At 71.9% G+C, this 22,940-nt stretch carries 18 protein-coding genes; 9 read left to right on the top strand and 9 right to left on the bottom strand.

Annotated elements, in window-relative coordinates:
• The first annotated feature begins 83 nt into the window (after window positions 1-83).
• Complete coding sequence (locus ACTWPW_RS25405) at window positions 84-2,126, top strand: alpha-glucuronidase (RefSeq protein ID WP_443170098.1); 2,043 nt, start codon at window positions 84-86, stop codon at window positions 2,124-2,126.
• On the opposite strand, the gene ACTWPW_RS25400 is transcribed toward ACTWPW_RS25405, so the two are convergent.
• The 7 genes from ACTWPW_RS25400 to ACTWPW_RS25370 all read right to left on the bottom strand — a co-directional run bounded on the left by ACTWPW_RS25400 (window position 2,120) and on the right by ACTWPW_RS25370 (window position 14,037).
• Window positions 2,120-2,809, bottom strand: a complete 690-nt coding sequence (locus ACTWPW_RS25400) for a DUF624 domain-containing protein (protein ID WP_443170097.1) — start codon at window positions 2,807-2,809, stop codon at window positions 2,120-2,122. The two genes, ACTWPW_RS25405 and ACTWPW_RS25400, sit on opposite strands and share 7 nt — an antisense overlap.
• A gap of 37 nt (window positions 2,810-2,846) precedes the next feature.
• Entirely contained in the window at window positions 2,847-4,361 is a 1,515-nt protein-coding gene (locus tag ACTWPW_RS25395; protein ID WP_443170096.1) for a GH39 family glycosyl hydrolase, read from the bottom strand.
• A 66-nt stretch (window positions 4,362-4,427) separates the two neighbouring features.
• A complete protein-coding gene (locus ACTWPW_RS25390; protein ID WP_375111556.1) occupies window positions 4,428-6,071 on the bottom strand; it encodes an ABC transporter substrate-binding protein in 1,644 nt (547 codons plus the stop codon).
• 51 nt (window positions 6,072-6,122) lie between these two features.
• Window positions 6,123-7,001, bottom strand: coding sequence for a carbohydrate ABC transporter permease (locus ACTWPW_RS25385; protein ID WP_364123694.1), 879 nt, complete (start codon window positions 6,999-7,001; stop codon window positions 6,123-6,125).
• Window positions 6,998-7,984 (bottom strand): ABC transporter permease, encoded by a 987-nt coding sequence (locus ACTWPW_RS25380; protein ID WP_375111557.1) that lies wholly within the window; start codon window positions 7,982-7,984, stop codon window positions 6,998-7,000. The genes ACTWPW_RS25385 and ACTWPW_RS25380 overlap by 4 nt, the downstream gene beginning before the upstream one ends.
• On the bottom strand, window positions 7,981-10,344 hold the full coding sequence (locus tag ACTWPW_RS25375; protein ID WP_443170095.1) for a beta-xylosidase/alpha-l-arabinosidase: 2,364 nt from the start codon (window positions 10,342-10,344) through the stop codon (window positions 7,981-7,983). The genes ACTWPW_RS25380 and ACTWPW_RS25375 overlap by 4 nt, the downstream gene beginning before the upstream one ends.
• 330 nt (window positions 10,345-10,674) lie before the next feature.
• A complete protein-coding gene (locus tag ACTWPW_RS25370; protein WP_443170094.1) occupies window positions 10,675-14,037 on the bottom strand; it encodes a BTAD domain-containing putative transcriptional regulator in 3,363 nt (1,120 codons plus the stop codon).
• Between the two features lie 82 nt (window positions 14,038-14,119).
• On the opposite strand from ACTWPW_RS25370, the gene ACTWPW_RS25365 reads away from it, so the two are divergent.
• The 7 genes from ACTWPW_RS25365 (at window position 14,120) to ACTWPW_RS25335 (ending at window position 20,093) form a co-directional block, all read left to right on the top strand.
• Window positions 14,120-15,007, top strand: coding sequence for an alpha/beta fold hydrolase (locus ACTWPW_RS25365; protein WP_443170093.1), 888 nt, complete (start codon window positions 14,120-14,122; stop codon window positions 15,005-15,007).
• A 65-nt stretch (window positions 15,008-15,072) separates the two neighbouring features.
• A complete protein-coding gene (locus tag ACTWPW_RS25360; protein ID WP_443170092.1) occupies window positions 15,073-15,864 on the top strand; it encodes an ABC transporter ATP-binding protein in 792 nt (263 codons plus the stop codon).
• The gene (locus ACTWPW_RS25355; RefSeq protein ID WP_443170091.1) at window positions 15,861-16,715 is read left to right on the top strand and encodes an ABC transporter permease; all 855 of its coding nucleotides are present in this window, start codon (window positions 15,861-15,863) and stop codon (window positions 16,713-16,715) included. Before ACTWPW_RS25360 ends, ACTWPW_RS25355 begins: the two co-directional genes overlap by 4 nt.
• Window positions 16,712-17,569, top strand: a complete 858-nt coding sequence (locus ACTWPW_RS25350) for an ABC transporter permease (RefSeq protein WP_443170090.1) — start codon at window positions 16,712-16,714, stop codon at window positions 17,567-17,569. The genes ACTWPW_RS25355 and ACTWPW_RS25350 overlap by 4 nt, the downstream gene beginning before the upstream one ends.
• Before the next feature lie 31 nt (window positions 17,570-17,600).
• Window positions 17,601-18,614: an ABC transporter substrate-binding protein gene (locus ACTWPW_RS25345; RefSeq protein ID WP_443170089.1), complete on the top strand. Its 1,014-nt coding sequence runs from the start codon at window positions 17,601-17,603 to the stop codon at window positions 18,612-18,614.
• Between the two features lie 8 nt (window positions 18,615-18,622).
• The gene (locus ACTWPW_RS25340; RefSeq protein WP_375111564.1) at window positions 18,623-19,390 is read left to right on the top strand and encodes a fumarylacetoacetate hydrolase family protein; all 768 of its coding nucleotides are present in this window, start codon (window positions 18,623-18,625) and stop codon (window positions 19,388-19,390) included.
• A gap of 43 nt (window positions 19,391-19,433) precedes the next feature.
• Window positions 19,434-20,093: a GntR family transcriptional regulator gene (locus ACTWPW_RS25335; protein ID WP_375111565.1), complete on the top strand. Its 660-nt coding sequence runs from the start codon at window positions 19,434-19,436 to the stop codon at window positions 20,091-20,093.
• On the opposite strand, the gene ACTWPW_RS25330 is transcribed toward ACTWPW_RS25335, so the two are convergent.
• Window positions 20,090-21,424, bottom strand: coding sequence for an MFS transporter (locus tag ACTWPW_RS25330; RefSeq protein WP_375111566.1), 1,335 nt, complete (start codon window positions 21,422-21,424; stop codon window positions 20,090-20,092). The genes ACTWPW_RS25335 and ACTWPW_RS25330 overlap by 4 nt on opposite strands.
• 181 nt (window positions 21,425-21,605) lie before the next feature.
• On the opposite strand from ACTWPW_RS25330, the gene ACTWPW_RS25325 reads away from it, so the two are divergent.
• Window positions 21,606-22,151 carry a hypothetical protein gene (locus tag ACTWPW_RS25325; RefSeq protein WP_443170088.1) on the top strand — a complete coding sequence of 182 codons (546 nt, stop codon included), beginning with the start codon at window positions 21,606-21,608 and terminating at the stop codon, window positions 22,149-22,151.
• Between the two features lie 75 nt (window positions 22,152-22,226).
• Here the strand turns inward: ACTWPW_RS25325 and ACTWPW_RS25320 are convergent, their stop codons facing one another.
• The gene (locus ACTWPW_RS25320; RefSeq protein WP_443170087.1) at window positions 22,227-22,937 is read right to left on the bottom strand and encodes an IclR family transcriptional regulator; all 711 of its coding nucleotides are present in this window, start codon (window positions 22,935-22,937) and stop codon (window positions 22,227-22,229) included.
• Window positions 22,938-22,940 lie beyond the last annotated feature (3 nt).

The raw sequence follows: 22,940 nt of genomic DNA, 5'->3' as shown, positions 1-22,940 counted from the left end.
GACGTCCTCCCCGCAGCGCGACCCCATAAGGGCTGCTCGGCGGGCACCGGTAGATTCGCTCCGGAGAGATTTAAGGAGCCCCCGTGACCATTCCCCATCTGACCGGCGTCCATCCGGCCTGGCTGCCCCCCGAGGCGTTCCGCGCGATCGGTTCGCGCCGCACTCTCGTGCTCGGCGTCGACTCCGCGCTCGCCGCGACCGTGCGGGCCGAGGTGGCGGACGCCTGCGAGCGGTACGGCGGCGGGGTGGCCGCGCCGGGAGAGGCGTGCGACCTCGTGCTCGCGCTGTCGTCGGCCGGCCCGTTGCCGCCCGCCGTGGCGGCGGTCAGGGGGCCGGCGGCCGGTCCTGAGGGCTTCGTGCTGGGCCGCCTGGACGGTGTCACGGTGGTGCTCGCCGACGACCCGGCCGGGCTGCTGTACGGGTGGTTCGAGGTGGTCCGGCTCGGCGAGGCGGCGTTCGGCGCGGAGCGGCCGGCCGAGGCGTACCGGCCGGCGTTGCGGCGGCGCATGCTGGACCACTGGGACAACATCGACGTGCATCCGGTGATGGGCCAGGTCGAGCGCGGTTACTCGGGCGGGTCGATCTTCTGGCACGACGGTGTGCTGCGGGCGGACCTGACCCGGGTGCGGGCCTACGGGCGCCTGCTGGCCGCGACCGGGATCAACGCGGTCGCGGTGAACAACGTCAACGTGCACGCCGCCGAGGCCCGCCTGCTGACCGACCGGCTCGGCGAGGTGGCCGCGATCGCGGCGGAGCTGCGCCCGTACGGCATCCGCGTGCACCTGTCGGTCAACTTCGCCTCCCCCATCGCGCTCGGCGGGCTGGACAGCGCCGACCCGCTGGACGAGGGCGTGCGGGAGTGGTGGGCGCGGACGACCGAGCGGGTGTACGCGACGATCCCCGACTTCGGCGGTTACGTGGTGAAGGCCGACTCGGAGGGGCAGCCGGGCCCGTTCGCGTACGCGCGCAGCCACGCCGACGGCGCCAACATGCTCGCCGACGCCCTGGCGCCGCACGGCGGGGTCGTGCACTGGCGCGCTTTCGTCTACAACCACCGGCAGGACTGGCGCGACCGCTCCACCGACCGGGCCCGCGCGGCCCACGACCACTTCGCCCCGCTCGACGGGCAGTTCAGGGACAACGCGATCCTCCAGGTCAAGTACGGCCCCATGGACTTCCAGGTGCGCGAGCCGGTGTCACCGGTGATCGCGGCGATGCCGGGCACCCGCCTGGCGGTGGAGCTGCAGGTGACGCAGGAATACACCGGCCAGCAGCGGCACGTGTGCTACCTGGCCCCGATGTGGAGCGAGGTGCTCGGGTTCCGCTTCTGGGGGCCCGAGGGCCGCACGGTGGCGGAGGTGGCCGGCGATGGCGGCCTGGTCGCGGTGTCCAACGTGGGCGACGACCCGTACTGGACCGGGCACCCGCTGGCCCAGGCGAACCTGTACGCGTTCGGCCGGCTCGCCTGGGCGCCGCGGCTCGACCCGGCCGCGATCCTCGACGAGTGGATCGGCCTGACGTTCCCAGAGGTAGGCCCAGAGACGGGCCCAGAGAAGACGGGCAGGGCGGTGCGGAGCACGCTGCACCGGATGATGGACGGCTCCTGGCGGACGTACGAGCGCTACACGGCCCCGCTCGGCGTCGGCTTCATGGTCCGCCCCGGCCACCACTACGGCCCCGACGTGGACGGATACGAGTACACGCCGTGGGGCACCTACCACTTCGCCGACCGCGACGGCATCGGCGTGGACCGCACCCGCGCCTCGGGCACCGGCTTCACGGGGCAGTACCCGACGCCGTGGTCGGAGGTCTACGAGTCGCTCGCCGACTGCCCGGACGAGCTGCTGCTGTTCTTCCACCACGTGCCGTACGAGCACGTGCTGCGCAGCGGCACGACCGTCGTCCAGCACATCTACGACACCCACTTCGCGGGGGCCGAGGAGGCGGCCGGGATCCGGCTGCTGTGGGAGAAGCTGGCGGGCGAGGTGGACCCGGCGCTGCACGAGCGGGTGCGGGAGCGGCTCGACGAGCAGGTCCGCTCCGCGGAGGAGTGGCGCGACCAGGTCAACAGCTATTTCCTGCGCAAGTCGGGGGTGCCCGACGCCCGCGGGCGGCGCATCTACTGACGCGTGAACCTCTGCTGGACCTCGGTGATCATCGAGCGGCTGTTCCACAGGAGCGTCGCCACGAGCACCGAGGCCAGCAGGGACAGCACCGCCTCGGAGGCGATCAGCGTGACGCCGCCCGCCACGACGAGCAGGCAGGCGTTGGCAAGGGTGGCGGCGGGGAAGCGGCCGAGCGACCAGGCGGCCAGCCGGGCCACGTCCACCGCCCTGAACGCGAACAGCGACGTGACGACCAGCGCGTTGGCCACCCAGAGCGTCGAGCCGGCCGCGATGACGACCTGCAGCACCGCCCACCAGCCGGGGACGCCGGCGGCGGAGAAGTTGCCCAGGCTGGTCCCGAGCACGGTCAGCAACAGCAGCCAGGGCACCCAGATCTTCATGACCCCGCCGAAGTTGGCCCGGTAACCGCGCCAGAACGCCGCCGCCGGGCGCAGCTCCGTCAGCTCGCGGCGGCGGTGGCGCAGCGCGTAGAGGGCGGCGGAGATCGCCGGGCCGGCCGGGAGCAGGCACGCGGCCATCAGGGGGACGTTGCTGGCGTGCCGGTCGAGCAGGACGAGCCCCACCAGGCCGGGCACGGCCGTGAGCAGGACCAGCAGCTCCACGGTCAGCAGGGTGTAGATCAGCGCGGAGGCCCGTGAGAGCGGCCCCGTGCCGAACTGCCGTGCCGCTCCGACGTCGCTCATCCCGCGTCCTCCTCCGGGCCGGGCAGCCGCCCGCCGCTCATCGCGCGCCCTCTCCCAGGCCGAGTATCCGGCTGTCGTCCCACCACGGCGGGGTCTCGTCCGCCACCGGCGTCAGCTCGACCAGCGTCACCTCGTGGCGGTCGAGCGACAGGTCGAGATCGAGCGGCCCGCCGGCGACGGGCAGGTTCCGGTGGCGGCGGACCGGTTCCGCCGCTTCCCGGAGGATATCGAGCTGTCTGGAGTGTGGTGACCGGGGACGTCCCATCTCGCACCAGGCCGCCCAGGCGTTGCCCATCTCCTCGCTCACCGACGAGCGCAGCATGAAGGCCGAGTCCGCCGCCATCGGGATCGACAGGCGCACGCTGTGACCGGCGACGGCGGGCCCGCCGGTGACGTCCACCGGCGCCCAGGCCAGCACGGTGACCCGGCCGGTGTCGTCCCGGGTGACCAGGTGGTCCTCGCCCCTGGTCAGGAGCTGGTCGCCCATGCGGGCCATGAAGGCGTACAGGTGGTAGGTGGGCTTCTTGATCTGGCGGTGGGTGAGCAGGCCGAAGCCGCCGTGGAAGATCGAGGTCGGGATCCCGACCTCCTCGAACATGTCGCTGAAGGTCCAGTACGAGAAGGAGTCCACCAGCTCGCCCCCGGCGGCCAGGACGGGCGCGAGGTAGGCGGCGTTGAAGGCCGTGTCGTGGACGGGGTTGTCGGGGCGGTAGGAGGAGTTGAACTCCGTGATGTGCACGGGCAGGTCCGCCAGCGGGCCGCCGCGGAGCTGGCGGCGCGGGGTGGCGAACTGCTCCAGCAGCTCGGCGGCGGGCCTCATGGTCTGGTGCACGCCGAACGGCACGTGCTGGGCCGGGCCCGAGGTGTAGGCGTGCCTGCTGACGAAGTCGACCGGCACGTCGCGGGCGGTGACGAAGTCGGCGAAGCGCGGCATCCACTCGTCGGAGCCGGGCGAGATGGACGGGCCGCCGACCTGCAGCGACGCGTCCACGTCCTTGATCGTGCGGGCGGTGACCTCGTACAGGCGGTGGTAGGCGGCCTCGTCGGCGCCCTGCCAGAACTCCTTGAGGTTGGGCTCGTTCCAGACCTCGATCGGCCAGCGGCGCACCTGGTCGAGGCCGTACCGGTCGATGAGGTGGGTCACGGTGGCCCGGACCAGCTCGGCCCACTCCTGCCACGAGCTCGGCGGGGTGACGTTGCCGCGCCACCAGAACACGGTCTGCTCGCCGGAGGCCAGCCCCGAGGGCATGAAGCCCAGCTCCACGAAGGGCTGGATGCCGAGCTCCAGGTAGGCGTCGACCACCTGGTCCACGTACGTGAAAGAGTGCCGGACGTGGCGGGCGCCCCCGTACTCGTAGGGCCGGTGGACGCCCACGCCGTCGCTCAGCAGGCCGTGGCCGCGGATGTGCCGGAAGCCGATGTCCCGCTGGACCAGCGCCAGCGAGTCCTGGTAGTCGCGCCGCAGCGCGAGCTCGAAGCGTCCCGTGCCGACGCAGAAGCGCCAGGCGTCGGACAGCCGCCCGGAGGGCTCGCCGGGTACGAGGTTGCGCATGGATCGATCCTTGAAAGAGACGGCCGGGCCGCCCCGGCAGGAGGGGACGGCCCGGCCTGCGGGAAATCAGCTGCCGTGTGCCTTCTTGAACCGCTCGTAGGCGGTGTTGATCAGGTTGACGTACTGGGTCGAGCTCTTGGCCTCGAGCTCCTTGACGTAGGCGTCCCACTCGCCGAGGTCGCGCTCGCCGAGGATGAACTTGAGCGTGTTCTGGGTGACGTGGTCCTTCAGCGGCGTCTCCCACATGGAGGCCTGCTCGCGCTCCTCCTCGCTGAGCGGGGCGGCCGGCTCGACCGGCCACTGCTTCCTGGTGTTCATCACGTTCTGGAACTCCATCTCCTCGTCCGAGAACGTGGACTGGAGCAGTTTGGTGGGGCCGCCGTAGGCGAACACGCCGTTGCCGAAGCCGAAGTCCTTCTGCAGGTGCTTGGGGGCGCCGGGGTTGAGGCCGACGTAGTCGACGTCATCGGCCAGCTTGTACTTGCCGGAGGAGTCCTTGGTGAACGTGGTGCCCTCGACGCCCCACTTGGCGAACTCCATGCCGGCCTCGGAGTACCAGAGCCAGTCGATGAACTGCATCATGGCGACGAAGTTCTTGTTCTCCGTGGCCTTCTTGGAGATCATGATGCCGTTCTCCAGGCGGGTGGCGAACTTGAACTCGCCCGCCGGGCCGAGCGGCACCGGGATCTTGACGATCTTGGCGTCCTTGTCGTTCTCGGTCAGCGCCGCCCGGTAGTCGTTGATCAGGACCTGCGCGTTGGTGCTGATCACGAAGGACTTGCCCGAGATGAACTTCTGCTTGGCGGCCTCGTCCTGCTGGGTGAAGCTCTCGGGGTCGAGCAGCTTCTCCTTCACCAGCTTGTTGAGGTACTCGATCGCCTGCTTGTATCCCGGCATGGCGCCTGTGTAGACGAACTTGCCCTGGGCGGCGTCGAACATCGCGTGCTGGTACTCCCAGCCGCCCTTGCTGCCGAACGCCTGGGCGATGAGCTTGATCAGGTTGCCGCCCGGCGTGGGCACGCCCCACCGGTCGGTCATCGGGTAGAGGTCCGGGTACTCGGCCTTCATCGCCTTGAGCATGTTGTAGAAGTCGTCCAGCGTCTTGGGGACTTCCAGCTTGAGCTTCTCCAGGATGTCGGTGCGCACCGCGAAGGAGTAGTCGGCCCAGGCGGCCTCGTGCAGGCCGGGCAGCAGGTAGATCTTGCCGTCGGTCTGCATGATCGAGTTAAGCTCGGGCTGGAGCTGCCACTTGGCGACCTTCTCCTGGAAGTTGGGCATCAGGTGGAAGTAGTCGCTGACCGGCAGGATGGCCCCGGAGGAGACGAACGCCTCCTCCTGCGGGTGGTAGGTCTTCGGAATGATCAGCGGGGCGTCGCCGGACGCGATGAGCAGGCTGCGCTTCTTCTCGTAGTCGCTGAGCGGCACCTCGATCGGCTTGATCGTGACGTTGGTCCGCTTGGTCAGCTCCTGCCAGAACAGCCAGTCGGCCTTGTTCGGGTAGAACGAGTGGTTGTTGTAGAGCACGTCGAACGACAGCGGCTCGGTGGCCTTGAACTGCTGGCCGACGCCGTAGCCCGCCATCGAGCCCGCCTTGTTGGCCGCGTCCGTGGCCTTCGCCGGGGTCTCGCTCTCGCTGCCGCAGGCGGTCAGGGCGAGGGAGGCGAAGGCACCGAGACCGATGATCGCCTGACGCCGCGAGATTTCGCGCATGGGGGGAATCCTTTCCCGTGATTCTGCTGGGGTTTGTGAGGCGCCGGGAGGTCAGCCCTTGACCGCGCCGAGCATGACGCCGGAGACGAAGTACCGCTGGACGAACGGGTAGATGACCAGGATCGGCAGGACGGTGAGGACGATCGTCACCGCCTGGATGTTGGCCCCCACCTGCGTCACTTCCGCGGCCGCCGCGCCGAAGGAGTCGGCACCGGTGGCTCCGGCGATGAGGTTGCGCAAATAGACCGTCACCGGGAACATGTCCGACTCGTTCATGTACAGGAACGCCGCGAACCAGGAGTTCCAGAACGAGACCGCGTAGAAGAGGATCATCGTGGCGATGACCGCCTTCGACAGCGGCAGCACGATCCGCCACAGGATGCCGTAGGTGTTCAGGCCGTCGATGGCGGCGGCCTCCTCCAGGTCCTGCGGCAGGCTCTCGAAGAAGGCCTTCATGACCAGGAGGTTGAACACGCTGATGGCGTTGGGCAGGACGATGGCCCAGATCGAGTTCTTCAGGCCCAGGCCGCTGATCAGCACGTAGTTCGGGATCAGGCCGCCGGAGAAGAACATGGTGAAGACCGCGACGCCGACGAGGAACTTGCGGCCCTTGAGCTGCTTCTTGGACAGCACGTACGCGTAACACGTCGTCATCACCATCGCGATGAGCGTCGCGACGACGGTGTACACGACCGTGTTGCGGTAGTTCGTCCAGAACATCGGGTCCGACGCCACGATCTTGTACGTCGTCAGGTTGAACCCCTTGGGAAGGAGGTTCACCTCGCCCGCGCTGATGGCGGTCTGGGAGCTGAACGAGCGGGCCAGGATGTTGACGAACGGATAGAGCGTCACCACCACGACGAGGGTCAGGGCGACCCCGTTGAACCACTGGAAGACGCGGTAGCCGCGGGTCATCTCGTGCGTTGTCACCACAGGCTCGTCCCAACTGTGCGGCGGGAGATCACATTGGCCGAGAGGATCAGGACCAGGCCGACCAGCGCCTCGAACAGGCCGATGGCCGCGGCGTAGCTGAAGTTGCTGGCCTCCAGGCCCATCCGGTACAGGTACGTGGAGATCACGTCGGCGGTCGGGTACGTCAGCGGGTTGTACAGCAGGAAGACCTTCTCGAAGCCCACCGCCATGAACGTGCCGATGTTGAGGATCAGCAGCGTGACCGCCGTCGGCCGGATGCCCGGCAGCGTCACGTGCCAGATCTGCCGCCACCGGCTCGCGCCGTCCATCCGGGCGGCCTCGTAGAGCTGGTCGTCGATGGTGGTCAGCGCGGCGAGGTAGAGGATGGTGCCCCAGCCGACCGTCTGCCAGATCTCCGAGCTGACGTAGATCGTCCGGAACCAGCCCGGGTCCTGCATGAACGAGATCTTCTCGCTGCCGACGAAGGCCAGTAACGAGTTGATCGGCCCGTCGATCGACGTCATCTGCATGACGAGACCGGCCACGATCACCATCGACAGGAAGTGCGGCAGGTACGACACCGACTGCAGGAACCGCTTCAGCGTGCGCCGCCGGACCTCGTTGAGCAGCAGGGCCAGCACGATCGGCAGCGGGAAGCAGAAGATCAGGGTCAGCGCGCCCAGGACCAGGGTGTTGGTGAACACGTTCCAGAACGTCGGGTCGTTCAGGAACATCTTCACGTAGCGCAGGCCCACCCACTCCTCGCCGAAGATGCTGCCGCCCGGCTCGAACTTCCGGAAGGCGATGATGTTGCCCAGCATGGGGGCGTACCGGAAGATCAGGAAGAACAGCAGCGGCAGGATCGCCAGCGTGTAGAGCTGCCAGTCGCGGCGCAGAGCGCTGCGCCAGGAGCCGGCGCTCTGCCGCCGGCGGCGCCCGGGCGCGGGTGGCGCCTCCTGCTCCGCCGGCCTGCTGACCTCCAGCGTCTCGGGTGTGCTCATCCTCGGCCCTCCGGTGGGTTGCGGTCGATGTGCGCCGGCGCCTGGAGGTGCCGCCGGTGGCCGACCTCGCGCTCCGGACCGGTCAGGCGCAGCGGCAGCGTCGCCGCGGCCGCCGCGCAGGAGCGGCCGAGCCGCAGCTCCACCTCGCCCGGCTCGACGATGCGGCGCCCGTGGACCCCGGTGAACGACGTGACGTCGGCCGGGACCGTGAAGGTCACCCGGGCCGCCTCCCCCGCCTCCAGCGGCACGCGGGCGTAACCGATCAGGCGGACCTCCGGCCTGGTCGTCTGCGCGACCGGGTCGTGCAGGTAGAGCTGGACGACCTCCGCGCCGGAGCGCGACCCGGTGTTGCGGACCGTGACCTCGACGGCCACCTCGCCGTCCACCGCCCACTCCGCGACGTCGCCCCGGACCCGGGCCTGGCTCCACTCGAACGTGGTGTAGCTCAGGCCGTGCCCGAACGGGTACGCGGGCGTCGGGTCCACCGACGACACGTCGGAGCGGCGGCCGAGCGGCGGCGCCAGGTACGTCGCCGGCAGGCCGCCCGCGTCGCGCGGCACGCTGACGGGCAGCCGGCCCGACGGGTTCACCGCGCCGGTCAGCACCTCCGCCAGCGCCTGGCCGCCGCGCTGGCCGGGGAAGAAGCCGAACAGGACGGCCTTGGCCGCGTCGACCTCGGACCCCAGCGCGTACGGGCGGCCGGCCAGCAGCACCAGCACCACCGGGGTGCCGGTCGCGAGCACCGCCCGGACCAGCTCGGCCTGCACGCCCGGCAGGCGCAGGTCGGTGGCGTCGCAGCCCTCGCCGGAGGTGCCGCGCCCGAACAGCCCGGCCCGGTCGCCGACGGCGAGCACGCACACGTCGCTCCGCCCGGCGAGCGCGACCGCCTCGGCGAAGCCGGAGGTGTCGTCGCCGGTGACGGCGCAGCCCGGGGCGTAGGCGAGGTCGGGGACCAGCCGGCCGAGCGACTCGCGCAGCGTCGGCAGGTCCAGCCCGAGGCCCTGCTCGGGGTGCGGGCCGACGTGGTTGGGGAAGGCGTAGCAACCGAGCATCGCCATCGGGTCGTCGGCGACGGGACCGATGAGCGCCACCTTCCCCGCGGGGTTCAGCGGCAGGACGGCGTCGTCGTTGCGCAGCAGCACGATGGCCTCGCGGGCCAGCCGCAGGGCGAGCTCCCGGCTCTCCTCGTCGTCGAGCCGCACCTCCTCGGCCGGCCCGGGCAGCGGCTGCCAGCCCTCGTCGAGCAGGCCCTGCTCGGCCTTCTGCGTCAGCACGCGGCGCAGGGCCCGGTCGACCAGCGCCTCGTCCACCGTCCCGGCCTTGAGCGCCTCGATGAGCGGGGCGCCGAACGTGTCCACCGTGGGCAGCTCGACGTCGATCCCGGCCTTGAGCGCGAGCCCGGCCGCTTCCCCGGCGTCCGCGGCGACGCGGTGCAGCCGCTCCAGGAACCGGACCGCGAAGTAGTCGGCGACGAGGGTGCCCTCGAAGCCCCACTCGTCGCGCAGCAGCCCGGTGAGCAGGCTCTCGTCGGCCGCCACGGGGACGCCGTCGATCTCGGCGTACGAGTGCATGACCGACCGGGCGCCGCCCAGGCGCAGGGCCATCTCGAACGGCGGCAGCACGACGTCCGCCAGCTCCCTGGGCCCCATCGGGACGGGGGCGAGGTTGCGGCCGCCGCGGGAGGCGGAGTAGCCGGCGAAGTGCTTGAGGGTGGCGACGATCCCGGCGGCCTCCAGACCGCGCACGTAGGCGGCGCCGAGCGTGCCGACGAGGTACGGGTCCTCGCCGATCGTCTCCTCGGTACGCCCCCAGCGGTAGTCCCTGGTCACGTCCACCACCGGGGCCAGGCCCTGGTGGATGCCCGCGGCGCGCATGGATCGGCCGATCCGGCCGGCCACCTCCTCGATCAGCCCGGGGTCGAAGGAGGCGCCCCAGCTCAGCGGCGCCGGGTACACGGTCGCCCGCCAGGCGGCGAAGCCCGTCAGGCACTCCTCGTGCACCTGGGCCGGGATCCCGAACCGGCTGGCCCGGACGATCTCGGCCTGGGAGGCCGCCAGTGAGCGGGCGCCGGCGACGGGATCGACCGGAGCCGTCCCGAAGGGCCGCGTGAGCTGGCCCAGCCCCTGCCGGACGGCGTCCTCCCACTCGGGCCCGTCACCCATGTCGGTCTGGTGTGGGGCGACGCCTCCCCCCGATGCGTCGGCGCCGACCCACACCCCCACGAGCTGGGCGACCTTCTCCTCAAGGGTCATGAGCGGGATGAGCGCGTCGGCCCGCTCGGCGGGCGGCAGCCGCGTGTCCCGCCATTGCTCGCTCTCGCCGGACGCCGAGCTTGTGTCGATTGGTACCTGGCCCCTCATGCCATCCCTTCGGGCTATGACGGCGCCGGCCCGCGGCGAGAGCGGGGGGGTGTAACGCGGGGGTGACGCCGAAACTTTCAAGCAGTTCTCTTTAATATTGCGGCAACATAAGGGGACCGCTGTGGCGTGTCAAGAGTGCTGCCAACTGCTATGTTGCAGGTCCCACCGCCGGCCGAGCCGCTCCAGGTCCGGAGCTTGCCGGGGTGGAATGGGCGACAAGTTGCCCGAAAGTTTCGGAAAACTCGGAGTGGGACTCGCGATGACAGACACCGCTGCCGGCGGCCCGCGTGGGGCCGTCTTGACGTCCCGCGTTGACAAGCAGGTTACCGGTCACCGGACACCGGCTCTCATGGCCTCCGCATTTCGGAAATGTCCGGCAGCGCGGCTGCGCCATCCGAGCGCGGCGGCGAGCCGGCCGAGATACAGCGCCACCGGGCCGAGGCTGACCAGCCCGCTACCGGCGCCGGCGAGCTCCCCCTCGGCGGGCAGCAGCCGGTCGTAGAGGCGCTCCATCGTCGGCCGGTCGGCCGCCTCGATCGCGGCGAGCGCGTGCAGGCAGGTCCTGGCCTCGAAGAGCAGGTCACGCGGGGAGTCGGGGACGGTGCGGGCGGCGGCCAGCGCCTCCTCGCGACGGCCCCGGGCGAGCAGGACCAGGGGACGGGCCCACCTCTCGTACGGCCCCCAGTCCGCCTCCGCCGGCACGGCCCCCGCGTCTCCCCCGTCGAGACAGAGCAGGGCGAGCGGCAGCATGCCCTCCTCCACCCCCGCCATGCCGGTGCCGCTGAGCCGGGCGGCGGCCGCACGGTACGCGGCGCGCGCCGCGCCCTCCGGGCCGCCCGTCACGGCCAGCCGGAGCGCGGCGTACCAGGTGGTGAACACCCCCACCAGCGGGAGGTCGTACCGTGCGGCGAGCCGGTCGGCCGCGGCGGCGTGCCGGTCGGCGGCCTCCAGGTCGGCGAGCGCGGCCCGGGCCTGGAGCAGGATCAGGTGCCCGAGCACCTCGAACGTCACCAGGCTGTCGTGGGCGGCCAGGCCGAGCAGTTCCTCGCCGATCGCGGCCCGCTCCGGCGCCAGCCCGGCGCGGTGGAAGGTCTGCATGTAGCGGCCGTTGAGCGCGTACGCCAGCAGGGTGCGGTCGCCCAGGCGGCGGGCGATCGCCTCGGCCTCGCACGCGGCCTGGTCACCCCGCCGTCCGGCGTCGGCGCGCCGCTCCATCGCGATGGTGATGAGCAGGCGGGCGCGCTCGCTCTCGTGGCCGGGGGGCAGGGCGGCCAGCGTACGCTCGGCGGCGGCGACGAGGCCGGCCGACAGGGCCGGGTCGTCGTTGGAGGTCCAGATGGCGGGCACGTCGAAGGAGCCGATCACGGCGGCGGTCAGCACCGGATCACCGAGCGCCTCGGCCGCCCCGACCGCCTCCGCGCGGTACCGCCGCGACTCGTCCAGCTCCCCGGTCACCGCCAGCGCCCTGACCAGCCCCATGACCGCCTCCAGCCGCTCCAGCCCACCCCCGGCCCACCCCGAGCCGCCGTCCACGCCGCCACCCGCGAAGGGGCCGTCGTCCGCGCGGTCCAGGGCGGTGAGCGTCTCGCGCCACAGCCGGGCCGCCTCGTGCGGGGCGAACCTCCGCTCCGCCCGCTCGGCCGCGGCACGCGTGTAGTGGGCGGTGCGGGCGGCGCCCGCCCGTCCCTCCGCGCGCAGGCAGTGGTGGGCGATGGTCTCCACGTCGCCGGGCCGGGCGCGTTCGAGGATCCCGGCGACGCGTGCGTGCCAGCGGGCGCGGCGGGCACGCGGGATGTCGTCGTACAGCGTCTCGTGCACCAGCGCGTGGGCGAACCGCAGCCGGTCGGCATCCTGCTCCACCAGGAAGCCGGCGATCAGCGCGGACTCGACGGACTCCAGCACCCGCTCCTCGCCCCCGTTCGAATCCCCGGACAGGGAGATCAGCACGTCGAGATCGACCTCCTGCCCGAGGACCGCGGCCTGGCGGAGGTGCGTACGGGCCGCGTCGGTGAGCGCGGCCAGGCGGTGCCGGATGACGTCGCGAACCCCGGCCGGGACGGTGTGCAGCGCCGCGTCGCCCTCGCTCTCCCACACGCGGGTGAGCTCCCGGACGAAGAACGGGTTGCCCGCGCTGCGCGCGTGGATCGTGCGCGCGCCGGCGTCGGGCATCCCGCGGCCGGTGATGGCCCGGACCAGCTCGCCCACCTGCGCTTCGGTCAGGCCGCCCAGGTAGATCCGCGCCGGTTCGGCCCGTGCGGCCCGGCCCAGCGCTTCCCCCAGCCCGGCGGAGATCTCGGTCGAGCGGTAGGTCGCGACGATGAGCACGGGTGCGGCGCCGAGGCCGGTGGCCAGCGTGGTGAGCAGGGCCAAGGTCTCCTCGTCCGCCCAGTGCAGGTCGTCGAGGACGAGGAGGATCGGGCCCTGCCCGGCCGCGGTGGCGGCCAGGTAGGAGGCGATCGCGCGATGCCTCCTGAAGCGGGCGGCCAGGCGATCGTCCCCCGGGCCGGCTGTCGCGTCGGTGCGCGCGGGCCCGTCCGCCGGTGCGGGTGGGGTGGCGCCGGCGGAGGGGGTGAGGTGTTCACGCATCTGGGTCCAGGGCCAGGCCGGCGGCGCGCCGCCGAGCTCGGGGCTGGCGCCCCAGGCCGTGCTCCAGCCCTTGGCCTCCAGGCGCCGCGCCAGCGCCCCGGCCAGCGCGGTCTTGCCCGCGCCCGCCGCGCCGGACAGCAGCGCGAGCCGCGCCCGCCCCGCCGCCGTGACCTCCGCCGCGACGCCCTCCAGCTCGGCCAGCTCCGCGACCCGCCCGACGAACGGATGCCCGGCCCACCCCAGCCCACCCTCATCCGCGTCCGGCCCGCCGGACTCGCCACCGCGCACGCCCGGCCCGGAATCGCCGCCGCGCCCCGTGCCCGGCTCCTCGGTCCCCTCACCAGGACGCTCGAACAGGTGGGGCGCGTGGGTGAGGATGTCGGACTCGAGCCGCCGCAACCCCTCCCCCGGATCCACCCCGAGCTCGGCCTGCAGCGTCTGCCTGGCCCGCCGCAACGTCGCCAGCGCATCCCCCTGACGCCCCGTCCGGTACAGCGCCAGGGCCAGCAGCCGCCACCCGTCCTCCCGCAACGGATGCCCGGAGACGTGCGCCTCCAGGTCCGGTACGGACTCGGCGGCCAGCCCCGAGGCCAAGGCCGCCTCGGCGCGGCGTTCCACGGCCAGCAGCCGCAGCTCGTCCAGCCGGGCGGCCTCCCCCCTGGCCCAGTCCTGCTCGGCGAACTCCGCGTACGCCGGCCCCCGCCACCACCCCAGCGCCTCGTCGAGCACCGCGCGGGCCTCGTCGGCGGCACCGCCGGCCAGCAGGCGCGCCGAGTCGGCGACGGCGGACTCGAACCGCGCGGCGTCCACCGCCTCGGCGCGCAGCGCGTAACCCGGGGGCGAGGTGACCAGGAGCCGGGAGGGTGTGCGGGGCGGGCGCGACGGCTCGAGCGCCTTCCTGAGCGCCCCGACGAACGTCTGTACGGCCCCCAGCGCCCCCTCAGGCGGATCCTCCCAGAGGTCGCCGATCAGCCACGACACCGGCACGACCCGCCCCTTGGCCACCAGGAGCCGCGCCAGGACGGCCCGGTGCCGAGGCCCCTTGAGGTGGACCGGGCCGCGCTCGTTCTCGGCCGTCAGGGGGCCCAGCACACCAAATGTCACCATCGCCGTCCAACCTATCCGCCCAGGTGAGCAGAGCTGACCCGGCGCTGATCGGGTGCTGATCGGCGGGCGGCAGGCTGGCCGCATGGACAAGGACACGACACCTCGGATCAGCGGATTCAGCCGCCGCCGCGTCACCATCACCGACGGCGTGGCGCTCAACGTCGCCGTCGGCGGCACCGGCAGCCCCGTCGTGCTGCTGCACGGCTTCCCCCAGACCCACCTGATGTGGCGGCACGTCGCCGCCGACCTGGCCGCCGACCACACCGTGATCTGCCCCGACCTGCGCGGGTACGGCGACAGCGACAAGCCCGCCGACGACGGGCACGCCTACTCCAAGCGCACGATGGCCCGGGACGTCGTCGCCCTGGCCCGCGCCCTGGGGCACGACCGGTTCTCGCTGGCCGGGCACGACCGGGGCGCGCTGGTCGCCGTCCGCGCGGGGCTCGACCACCCGGACGTCGTCACCCACCTGGCCGCGCTGGACGTCCTGCCGACCCTCGACTCCTGGGAGGTCATGCACGGCCGGTCGGCCGCCGTCGGCTTCCACCTGTACCTGATGGCGCAGCCGCCGGGCCTGCCCGAGGCCATGATCGGCGCGTCGGCGGACGCGTTCTTCGGCCACTTCCTCGACCTCTGGACCTCCGACCCGAACGCCATCCCCCCGGACGTGCGCGCGGCGTACCTGAAGGCGTCCCGCGAGGCCGTCCCCTCGATCGTGGCCGACTACCGGGCCACCGCCACGGTCGACGTCGAGCACGACGAGGCCGACCGGGCGGCCGGCGCCAAGTTGCGGATGCCCGTCACGGTGCTGCAGCAGGACTGGGGCGCGGCGCTCGGGTTCGACGCCGCCGGCCGGTGGCGGGCCTGGGCCGGGAACCTGGACCACCGTACGGTCACCTGCGGCCACTTCATGGCCGAGGAGGCCCCGGCCGAGGTGGTCAAGGCGCTGCGCGACCTGCTCAAGAGGTGAACTGACCTCTTGATCTAAGCGGTAGACCGTCTACCATCTTCGGTATCCGGTATGGAGCTGATCGAATGGCACCACTCGAAGAGGCCATCCGCCTGGAGGCGGTCTACAAGGCGTTCGTTCCGCGAGGCCGTTCCGCGCAGCCGCTGCTCGCCCTGGAGGACGTGAGCTTCGCGGCGCGCCCCGGCGAGTTCATCAGCCTGGTCGGCCCGTCGGGCTGCGGCAAGTCCACGGTGCTCAACCTGCTGGCCGGGCTCATCCAGCCGTCCGCGGGGCAGGTCGTGCACCACGGCCGGCCCGTCACCGGGGTGAACACCGAGGTCGGCTACATCACCCAGGACGACAACCTGCTCCCGTGGCGCTCGATGTCACGCAACGTCGAGTACGGCCTGGAGCTGCGCCGCGTGCCCAAGGAGGAGCGGCGCCGCCGGGCCCGCGAGTTCATCGAGCTGGTCGGGCTGACCGGCTTCGAGAACCACTACCCGCACGAGCTGTCCGGCGGCATGCGCAAGCGGGCCGGGATCGTGCGCACGCTCGCGTACGACAGCGACGTCGTCCTCATGGACGAGCCGTTCGGCCCGCTCGACGCGCAGACCCGGGTGATCCTCCAGGACGAGCTGCTCAAGCTGTGGGAGCTGCGGCGGCCGACCGTCCTGTTCGTCACGCACGACCTCGTCGAGGCCATCGCGCTCAGTGACCGGATCATCACGTTCACCTGCCGCCCCGGCCGCATCAAGCGCGAGTACGAGGTGGGCCTCCCCCGGCCGCGCGACGTGTTCCACATCCACGGTCTCCCGCAGTTCAGGGAACTGTACGACGCGTTGTGGGACGACATCCGCATGGAGATCGCGGCGACATGACGCTCCCCGACGCCCGCGTGGCCACGGTGCCCGCCACCGCGGGGGTGCTCGGCCGGGCCGCCGCCCGCTCCCGCGCCGCCGCGGCCCGGGAACGGCTGCTCGTGCGGTCCGGGATCGTGCTGCTGGGCGCGGCGCTGCTGCTGATCTGGGAGTTCGGCGTGCCACTGGTCGTCGAGCGCCGGTACGTCAGCAGCCCCTCGGAGGTCGCGGCCCGCCTGGTGGAGCTCGTCGTCGACGGGCAGTTGTGGGGGCACATCGGGGTGACGCTGGGCGAGGCGGGCGCCGGCTACCTGATCGGCATCGCGGTGGGGCTGGCGGCGGCGCTGGTCCTGGTGGCCGTGCCGGTGCTGGACGAGATAGCTGGGCCGTTCCTGGCCGCGTTCTACTCCATCCCGAAGATCGCGCTCGCGCCGATGTTCATCATGTGGTTCGGGCTCGGCCTGCTGCCGAAGATCCTGCTGGCCGCGCTGATGGTGTTCCTGATCGTGCTGGCCAACACCATGGCGGGGGTGCGGGGCATCAGTCCCGGCCTGGTCGAGGTGTCGCGGGTGATGGGGGCCCGGGGCGCGACGCTCGTGCGTACGGTCGTCCTGCCCGGCGCCGCGCCCGCCGTGGTGGCGAGCATCCGGCTGACCTTCTCGCGCGCCATGGTCGGCGCGATCCTCGGCGAGTTCATCGCGGCGACCCAGGGGCTGGGCTTCCTGATCGTGCGCTCGTCGCGCCAGTTCGAGACCGCGACCGTCTTCGCCGGGATCGTGGTCGTGGCCGCCCTGGTCATGCTGGTCAACGCGGCCATCCGGGCGGTGGAGGCGCGGGCGCTGCCGTGGTGCGCGGACAGGCCGCACGGATGAGCGGGCGGACGGCCGAAGGAGCGACGAGCGAGCAGGTGCTCGACGGGGTGCGGCGGCGGCACGCGCGGCGGCGCCGGGCGCGGCGGGCGCTCGTGTGGGCGGGGCGGATCGGGGTGGCGGCCGGGGCCGTGGTGGTGTGGGACCTCGTCTCCGGCACCCTGGTCCGGCCGTTCTTCATCAGCAGTCCGCAGGCCGTGGCCGCGCGGCTGCTCGACTGGTTCGGTTCGGCCGACTTCTGGTTCCACGCGCGGTTCACGCTCACCTCGACCGCGCTGGGCTTCCTCTCCGGGGCGGCGCTGGCCGTGCTGCTGGCCTGGCCGCTGGCGCTGCGCCGGGTGGCCTACCGGGTCGTGGAGCCCTACTTCCTGATCGCGTACTCGATCCCGGCGGTGGCGCTCGGGCCGGTCTTCATCCTCTGGTTCGGCATCGGGCTGGCGCCCAAGATCGTGCTGGCCGCGTACTTCGTGTTCTTCGTGGTCTTCATCAACACCGTCGAGGGCATCCGGCAGGTGCCGCAGGGGTTGCTCGACGTCACCCGGGTGATGGGCGGCACCCGGTGGGCCACGATGCGGTCGGTGCTGCTGCCGGGCGCCCTGCCGTACGTGCTGGCGGCCCTGCGCGTCACCCTGCCGGCGGCCATGATCGGCGCGGTGGTCGGGGAGTTCATCGCCTCCAACCGCGGCATCGGCTACCTGACCAGGGCGGCGGCCGGGCGCTACCAGACCGCGGGGGTCATCGCGGGGACGATCGTGCTGGCCGCGATCGTCCTGCTCCTGTCCATGTCCCTGCGTCCCCTGTCCCGCGTGCTGCGCTGGCGGCCCGAGGTCAGGCTGCGCGGCGACGACGTCGTGTAGAGGGCCCTGCGAGTCGAGGAGGTCGGTTCGGATGAGGTTGGCGGCGATCGCGGTGCTCGTCCTGGTGACCGCCGGATGCGGCGGTGGCGGCGAGCCGGCCCAGGAGGCGAAGCGGATCACGATCGCGTCGGCGCCGAACGTGTTCCTCTCCGCCCTGTACGTCGCCCAGGACGACGGCCTGTTCGCCAAGGAAGGGCTCACGGTCGAGATCGTGGAGGTGGAGAGCGGCAACGACAGCATCGCCGCGCTCGCCTCGGGCCAGGCCCAGTACGCCGACGTCGGGTTCGAGGACCTGGCCGAGCTGAGCAAGGCGGGCGACGACTCGGTGGTCATGGCGCACGACATCCTCGATCGGGTCACGCTCACGCTCGTCATGCGCAAGGAGGTCGCCGAGCGCAAGAACGTCACCGCGGCCTCGCCGCTGCGCGACCGGCTGGGCGCGCTCAAGGGGCTCAAGATCGGCATCACCTCGCCGGGCTCCCCCACCGACACGTACATGCGCTACTACCTGGGCTCGGTCGGCCTCGACCCGGAGCGCGACGTGGAGCTCGTGCCGCTCGGCGGCGGGTCGGCGCTGCTGGCCGCCCTGGAGAAGGGCCAGATCGACGCCTACCACCTGTCGCCGCCGACGCCGTACGTGGCCGCCGAGAAGGGCTTCGGCGTGGTCCTCATCGACGGGCCCAAGGGCGAGGTGCCGGAGCTGGACAAGTTCGACTACACCGCGTGGGCCACCTCGCGGCAGTGGGCCGAGGAGAACGCCGCGACCGCCACCGCCTTCAGCCGCGTGCTGGCGCGGGCCACCACGAAGGTCAAGCAGCAGCCGGAGGCGGTGGCCGGCCAGATCATGGACGACCTGGGCAGCAGCGACCGGGCGACGGTGCTGCGCACGGTGCGGGCGATGTCCTCCGCGCTGTCCGACAAGGGGTGTTTCGACCCGGCGGTCGTCCAGCGCACGCTCGATGTCATGCTCAGGCTGAAAATCCTCGAGGAGAAGGCGGACGCGGCCGAGGGCCGCCTCTGGACGAACAAGTACAACGGTTGCTGAGGAGCGAGATGCGCATCATCAGGTACGACGACGCGGGCACGGTGCGGTGGGGGGTGCTCGACCCCGACGGAACGGTACGCGCCGCCCAGGGTGACCCCTTCACGGAGCTGGTCCCCGGCGCGGTCGTGGGCAACGTCGAGGACCTACGCCTGCGCGCCCCCGTCACTCCGAGCAAGATCGTCTGCGTCGGCCGGAACTACGCCGACCACGCGGCCGAGTTCGGCAACCCGGTGCCCAAGGAGCCGCTGATCTTCCTGAAGCCGCCGTCCTCGATCGTCGGCCCCGGGGACGAGGTCGTCTACCCGTCGCTGTCCGGGCGGCTCGACCCGGAGGCGGAGCTGGTCGTCGTGATCGGCCGCGCGGGACGGCGGGTCGCCGCCGAGGACGCGATGTCGCTGGTGTTCGGCTACACGATCGGCAACGACGTCACGGCCCGCGACATCCAGAAGAGCGACCCCCAGTGGACGCGCGGCAAGGGCTTCGACACCTTCTGCCCGCTGGGGCCGTGGGTGGACACCGACTTCGACCCGTCGGACGTCCGCGTCACCTGCACGGTGAGCGGTGAGGTGCGCCAGGACGGGCGTACGCGGGACTTCATCTTCGACATCCCCACGCTGATCGCGTACGTGTCGGCGTTCTCCACCCTGGAGCCCGGCGACGTGATCATGACCGGGACCCCGCCCGGAGTGCGCCCGGTCCAGGCCGGTGACACGATGACCATCGCGGTGGAGGGGCTGGGCGAGCTGAGCAACCCGGTGGTGGCGGAGGCCCCGTGAGCTGCCGGGTGGCGCCGGCGAGGTGCGCCTTATAGTGGCTTGCGTGACGACCGTCGTGCTGAAGCCCGGCCCGCCCGCGCGCACCGCGCACGCCTTCGTCTACGAAACGCTCCGGCGGGCGATCCTCGGCGGCGACCTGCCGCTCGGCTACCGGCTCGTGCAGGCCGACGTCGCCGCCCAGCTCAAGGTCAGCATCACGCCCGTGCGCGAGGCCCTGCGCGACCTGGCCGGCGAGGGCCTGATCAGGATCGACGCCCACAAGGGGGCGATGATCCGCGAGCTCGACATGGCCGAGGTCAGGGAGATCTACGAGCTGCGCCGCATGCTGGAGCCGGTCTCGATCCGCAAGGCCGTCGAGCGCATCACCGACGACGAGCTCGACCGGGCGGCCGCGCTGCTGGAGCTCATGGAGGAGGAGCGCGACCCGGGGCAGTGGGTGGAGCTCAACCGCCAGTTTCACGCCGTCTTCGGCGACGCGGCGCGCTCGCCCCGGCTGTGCGCGATCCTCAAGGGCCTGCGCGACGGCGCCGCCGTCTACGTCGGCCTCTCCCTGCGCGGTCAGGAACGGGCGCGCAGGGAGCAGGCCGACCGCGATCATCGCGAGCTGCTGGCGGCCTTCAGGCAGCGGCGCGCCGAGGCCGCCGTGGAGATCGTGCTGCGCCATCTCGACGCCACCATGGCGGCCATCGGGCGGCTGGCCTAACCGCTGCTCGTGGGCTGCGGCTCGTCGTACTCGACGGCGTAGTCCTGCTGCGAGCGGTCCTTCAGCGCGTACGCGGCCACGACGCTGATCGCGGCGCAGATCGCCATGTAGATGGCGATGGACAACGAGCTCTGGTAGGTGGCGTACAACCAGACCGCGATCAGCGGCGCGGGGCCGCCGGCCGTCAGCGAGGCGAGCTGGTAGCCGAGCGAGGCGCCGCTGTAGCGCAGCCGCCCGGTGAAGCTCTCGGCGATGAACGTGGCCTGCGGGCCGTACTGGATGTCGTGGATGGGCGCGGCCAGCACGATGGCCAGGAAGACCAGCGCGGGGACGCGGGTGTCGAGCAGCGGCCAGTAGATGAACGACCAGACCACCATGAGCGCGGCGCCGATCATGTACAGCCGCCGGCGGCCCACGAGGTCGGACATGTAGCCCCAGAACGGCACGGTGAACAGCGAGACGACGCCGGCGGCGATGACGTACGTGTAGACGTCGCTCGCCTGGAAGCCCAGCGTCTTCGTGGCGTAGGTGAGGATGAAGACGGTGAAGATGTAGAACGGCGCCTGCTGGCCGGTGCGCAGCAGCGCGCTCAGCACGATCTCCCGCCAGTTCATGGCCAGCACCTGGCGCACGGGCACGCGCTCGACCCTGTTCTCCCTGACGACCTTGGCGAAGACCGGCGTCTCCAGGATGCCGAGCCTGATGTACAGGCCCACGGCCGCCATCACGATGCTGAGCAGGAACGGGATGCGCCAGCCCCAGTAGGGGTCGAGCGGCTGGAAGATCTGCAGCGCCAGGTAGCCGAGCACGAGCCCGACGGGGACGCCGAACTGCGGCCAGCTGCCGAGGAAGCCGCGCTTGCCGCCGCGCGTCTTGCCCCACTCGGTGGCCAGCAGGACGGAGCCGCCCCATTCGCCGCCGACGCTGATGCCCTGCAGCAGGCGCAGGAGGGTGAGCAGGATGCCGCCCCAGATCCCGATCTGCTCGTAGGTGGGCACCAGGCCCACGAGAGCGGTCGCGATGCCCATGGTCAGGAGGGTGATGATCAGGGTGGCCTTGCGTCCGATGCGGTCGCCGTAGTGGCCGAAGATCGCCGCGCCGATGGGGCGGGCGGCGAAGCCGCCGAAATAGGTGCCGAGGGCGAGCAGGAGTCCGGTCGTCGGGTCGTTGGTCGGGAAGAACAGCTCCGCGAAGATGGTGCTGGCGGCGAAGCCGTAGAGGAAGAAGTCGTACCACTCGATCGAGGTCCCTACGGCGGAGGCGATCACCGCCCGGACCAGTTGCCGTCTCTTCTGCTGACCTGTCGCGTCGAGTCCTTGCTGCTCAACCATCTACCGCTCCTGGGGTAGGTCACGCGTTAACGGTGACGGTACATGATGCATCATCGATGGTCACCAGCCGGAAATGGCGGGGATCCCGGCTTTCCCGCACCTGCCGGAGGTTGCGATCCTGCCTGGTTGCGGGCGCGGTTCGGGGGTAGCGGGAGGACTACTGTCCGAGAGGAGGACCGCGATGCGTCCCATCGTCACCGCCGCGATCGTCGTGGCCCTGGCCGCCACCGGCTGCACGAACTACGGCTTCGACAAGGCCAACCGGGTCCCGCAGAACGACGGGGCCAACGCCGACGTGGCGGGCGTGAGCCTGCGCAACGCCTTCCTCCTGCGCGGCAACGCGGACCCGCCCGCCGCCGGCACTCCCGAGGCGCTCTTCGCGGTGCTGGTCAACGACTCCGCCCGGCCCGTCCAGCTGGAGCGGATCACCGTCGACGGCGGCGGCTCGGTGCAGCTCGCCGGCCCGGTCACGCTGCCGCCGAACCAGCCGGTCGGCACCGGCAACCAGCCCATCGGCACGGTCAGCGGCGTGCGCGCCAACACGGTGCCCATGACGTTCATCTTCAAGGACGCCGACGCCATTCGCGTGTCGGTGCCGGTCAAGACGCGGACCGACCATTTCGCCAACCTGCCGTCCGCCCCGGCGGGCCCCGTTACGCCGGCGCCCGCGCCGCCGTCGCCCACCAGGCCGATCAGCCCGCCGCCGAGCCCGTCCCCCACCGGTTGAGGTGACGCCGGGCCTTGGCCGGGGACCGCGCGACGGCCTCGACCACTTCCCGTCGCCGCAGCCGAAATGCCTGCCTCAGCCGAGCGACTCGCCCAGGGCCCTGGCCGCCTGGGTGACGAGCTTGCCGTATTCGGCGCGGAGCTCCTCCGGCATGCGGCTGGCCGGGGTGGAGACGCTGAGGCTGGCGACCGGCCCGTCGGGGCCCAGGACGGCGGCGGCGACGGCGGCGATGTCGGAGCGCCACTCGCCCCGGTTGTCGGCGTACCCGCGGGCGAGCACCGCCTCCAGCTCGGCCCGCAGGGCGCCCGGGTCGGTGATCGTGGTGTCGGTGTAACCCGGCAGCTCACCGGCGGGGCGGTGCAGGTGGGCGAGCACGGCCTTGCCGTTGGCCGAGGCGTGCAGCGGCAGCCGGATGCCCAGCGGCAGCACGATGCGCAGCGGCTTGTCGGTCTCCAGCCGCTCGATCAGCACGACCGCGTCGCCCTCGGGCACCATCAGGTGGATCGTCTCCCCGGTGCGCTGGCGCAGCTCCTCCATGACCGGCATGGCCGCGTCGCGCAGCCCCAGCTCGGTCCCGCGCGCGACCTGTAACGCCTTGCTGGTCACCTGCCAGCGCGTGACCTCGCCCCCGGCCGGCCTGATCCAGCCCGCCTCGTGCAGCGTCCTCAGCGAGCGCTGCACCGTGCTCTTCGGCAGACCGAGCCCGCGGGCCAGCTCGCCGACGCCGATGGGCTGGCGGGCGGCGACCTCTTCGAGCACTCGGAGAGCGGTGATCACGTTCTGCATGCA

Source organism: Nonomuraea sp. KM90 (assembly GCF_052246675.1).
Classification (GTDB): Bacteria; Actinomycetota; Actinomycetes; order Streptosporangiales; family Streptosporangiaceae; genus Nonomuraea.
This window is presented reverse-complemented; position numbering and strand designations above follow the sequence as displayed.

What these genes read in the sequence shown, in the direction of transcription:
- ACTWPW_RS25400 (WP_443170097.1), bottom strand. Translation starts at nt 2,809, where the DNA reads ATGAGCGACGTCGGAGCGGCACGGCAGTTCGGCACGGGGCCGCTCTCA.
- ACTWPW_RS25395 (WP_443170096.1), bottom strand. Translation starts at nt 4,361, where the DNA reads ATGCGCAACCTCGTACCCGGCGAGCCCTCCGGGCGGCTGTCCGACGCC.
- ACTWPW_RS25390 (WP_375111556.1), bottom strand. Translation starts at nt 6,071, where the DNA reads ATGCGCGAAATCTCGCGGCGTCAGGCGATCATCGGTCTCGGTGCCTTC.
- ACTWPW_RS25380 (WP_375111557.1), bottom strand. Translation starts at nt 7,984, where the DNA reads ATGAGCACACCCGAGACGCTGGAGGTCAGCAGGCCGGCGGAGCAGGAG.
- ACTWPW_RS25375 (WP_443170095.1), bottom strand. Translation starts at nt 10,344, where the DNA reads ATGAGGGGCCAGGTACCAATCGACACAAGCTCGGCGTCCGGCGAGAGC.
- ACTWPW_RS25370 (WP_443170094.1), bottom strand. Translation starts at nt 14,037, where the DNA reads ATGGTGACATTTGGTGTGCTGGGCCCCCTGACGGCCGAGAACGAGCGC.
- ACTWPW_RS25365 (WP_443170093.1), top strand. Translation starts at nt 14,120, where the DNA reads ATGGACAAGGACACGACACCTCGGATCAGCGGATTCAGCCGCCGCCGC.
- ACTWPW_RS25360 (WP_443170092.1), top strand. Translation starts at nt 15,073, where the DNA reads ATGGCACCACTCGAAGAGGCCATCCGCCTGGAGGCGGTCTACAAGGCG.
- ACTWPW_RS25355 (WP_443170091.1), top strand. Translation starts at nt 15,861, where the DNA reads ATGACGCTCCCCGACGCCCGCGTGGCCACGGTGCCCGCCACCGCGGGG.
- ACTWPW_RS25350 (WP_443170090.1), top strand. Translation starts at nt 16,712, where the DNA reads ATGAGCGGGCGGACGGCCGAAGGAGCGACGAGCGAGCAGGTGCTCGAC.
- ACTWPW_RS25345 (WP_443170089.1), top strand. Translation starts at nt 17,601, where the DNA reads ATGAGGTTGGCGGCGATCGCGGTGCTCGTCCTGGTGACCGCCGGATGC.
- ACTWPW_RS25340 (WP_375111564.1), top strand. Translation starts at nt 18,623, where the DNA reads ATGCGCATCATCAGGTACGACGACGCGGGCACGGTGCGGTGGGGGGTG.
- ACTWPW_RS25330 (WP_375111566.1), bottom strand. Translation starts at nt 21,424, where the DNA reads ATGGTTGAGCAGCAAGGACTCGACGCGACAGGTCAGCAGAAGAGACGG.
- ACTWPW_RS25325 (WP_443170088.1), top strand. Translation starts at nt 21,606, where the DNA reads ATGCGTCCCATCGTCACCGCCGCGATCGTCGTGGCCCTGGCCGCCACC.
- ACTWPW_RS25320 (WP_443170087.1), bottom strand. Translation starts at nt 22,937, where the DNA reads ATGCAGAACGTGATCACCGCTCTCCGAGTGCTCGAAGAGGTCGCCGCC.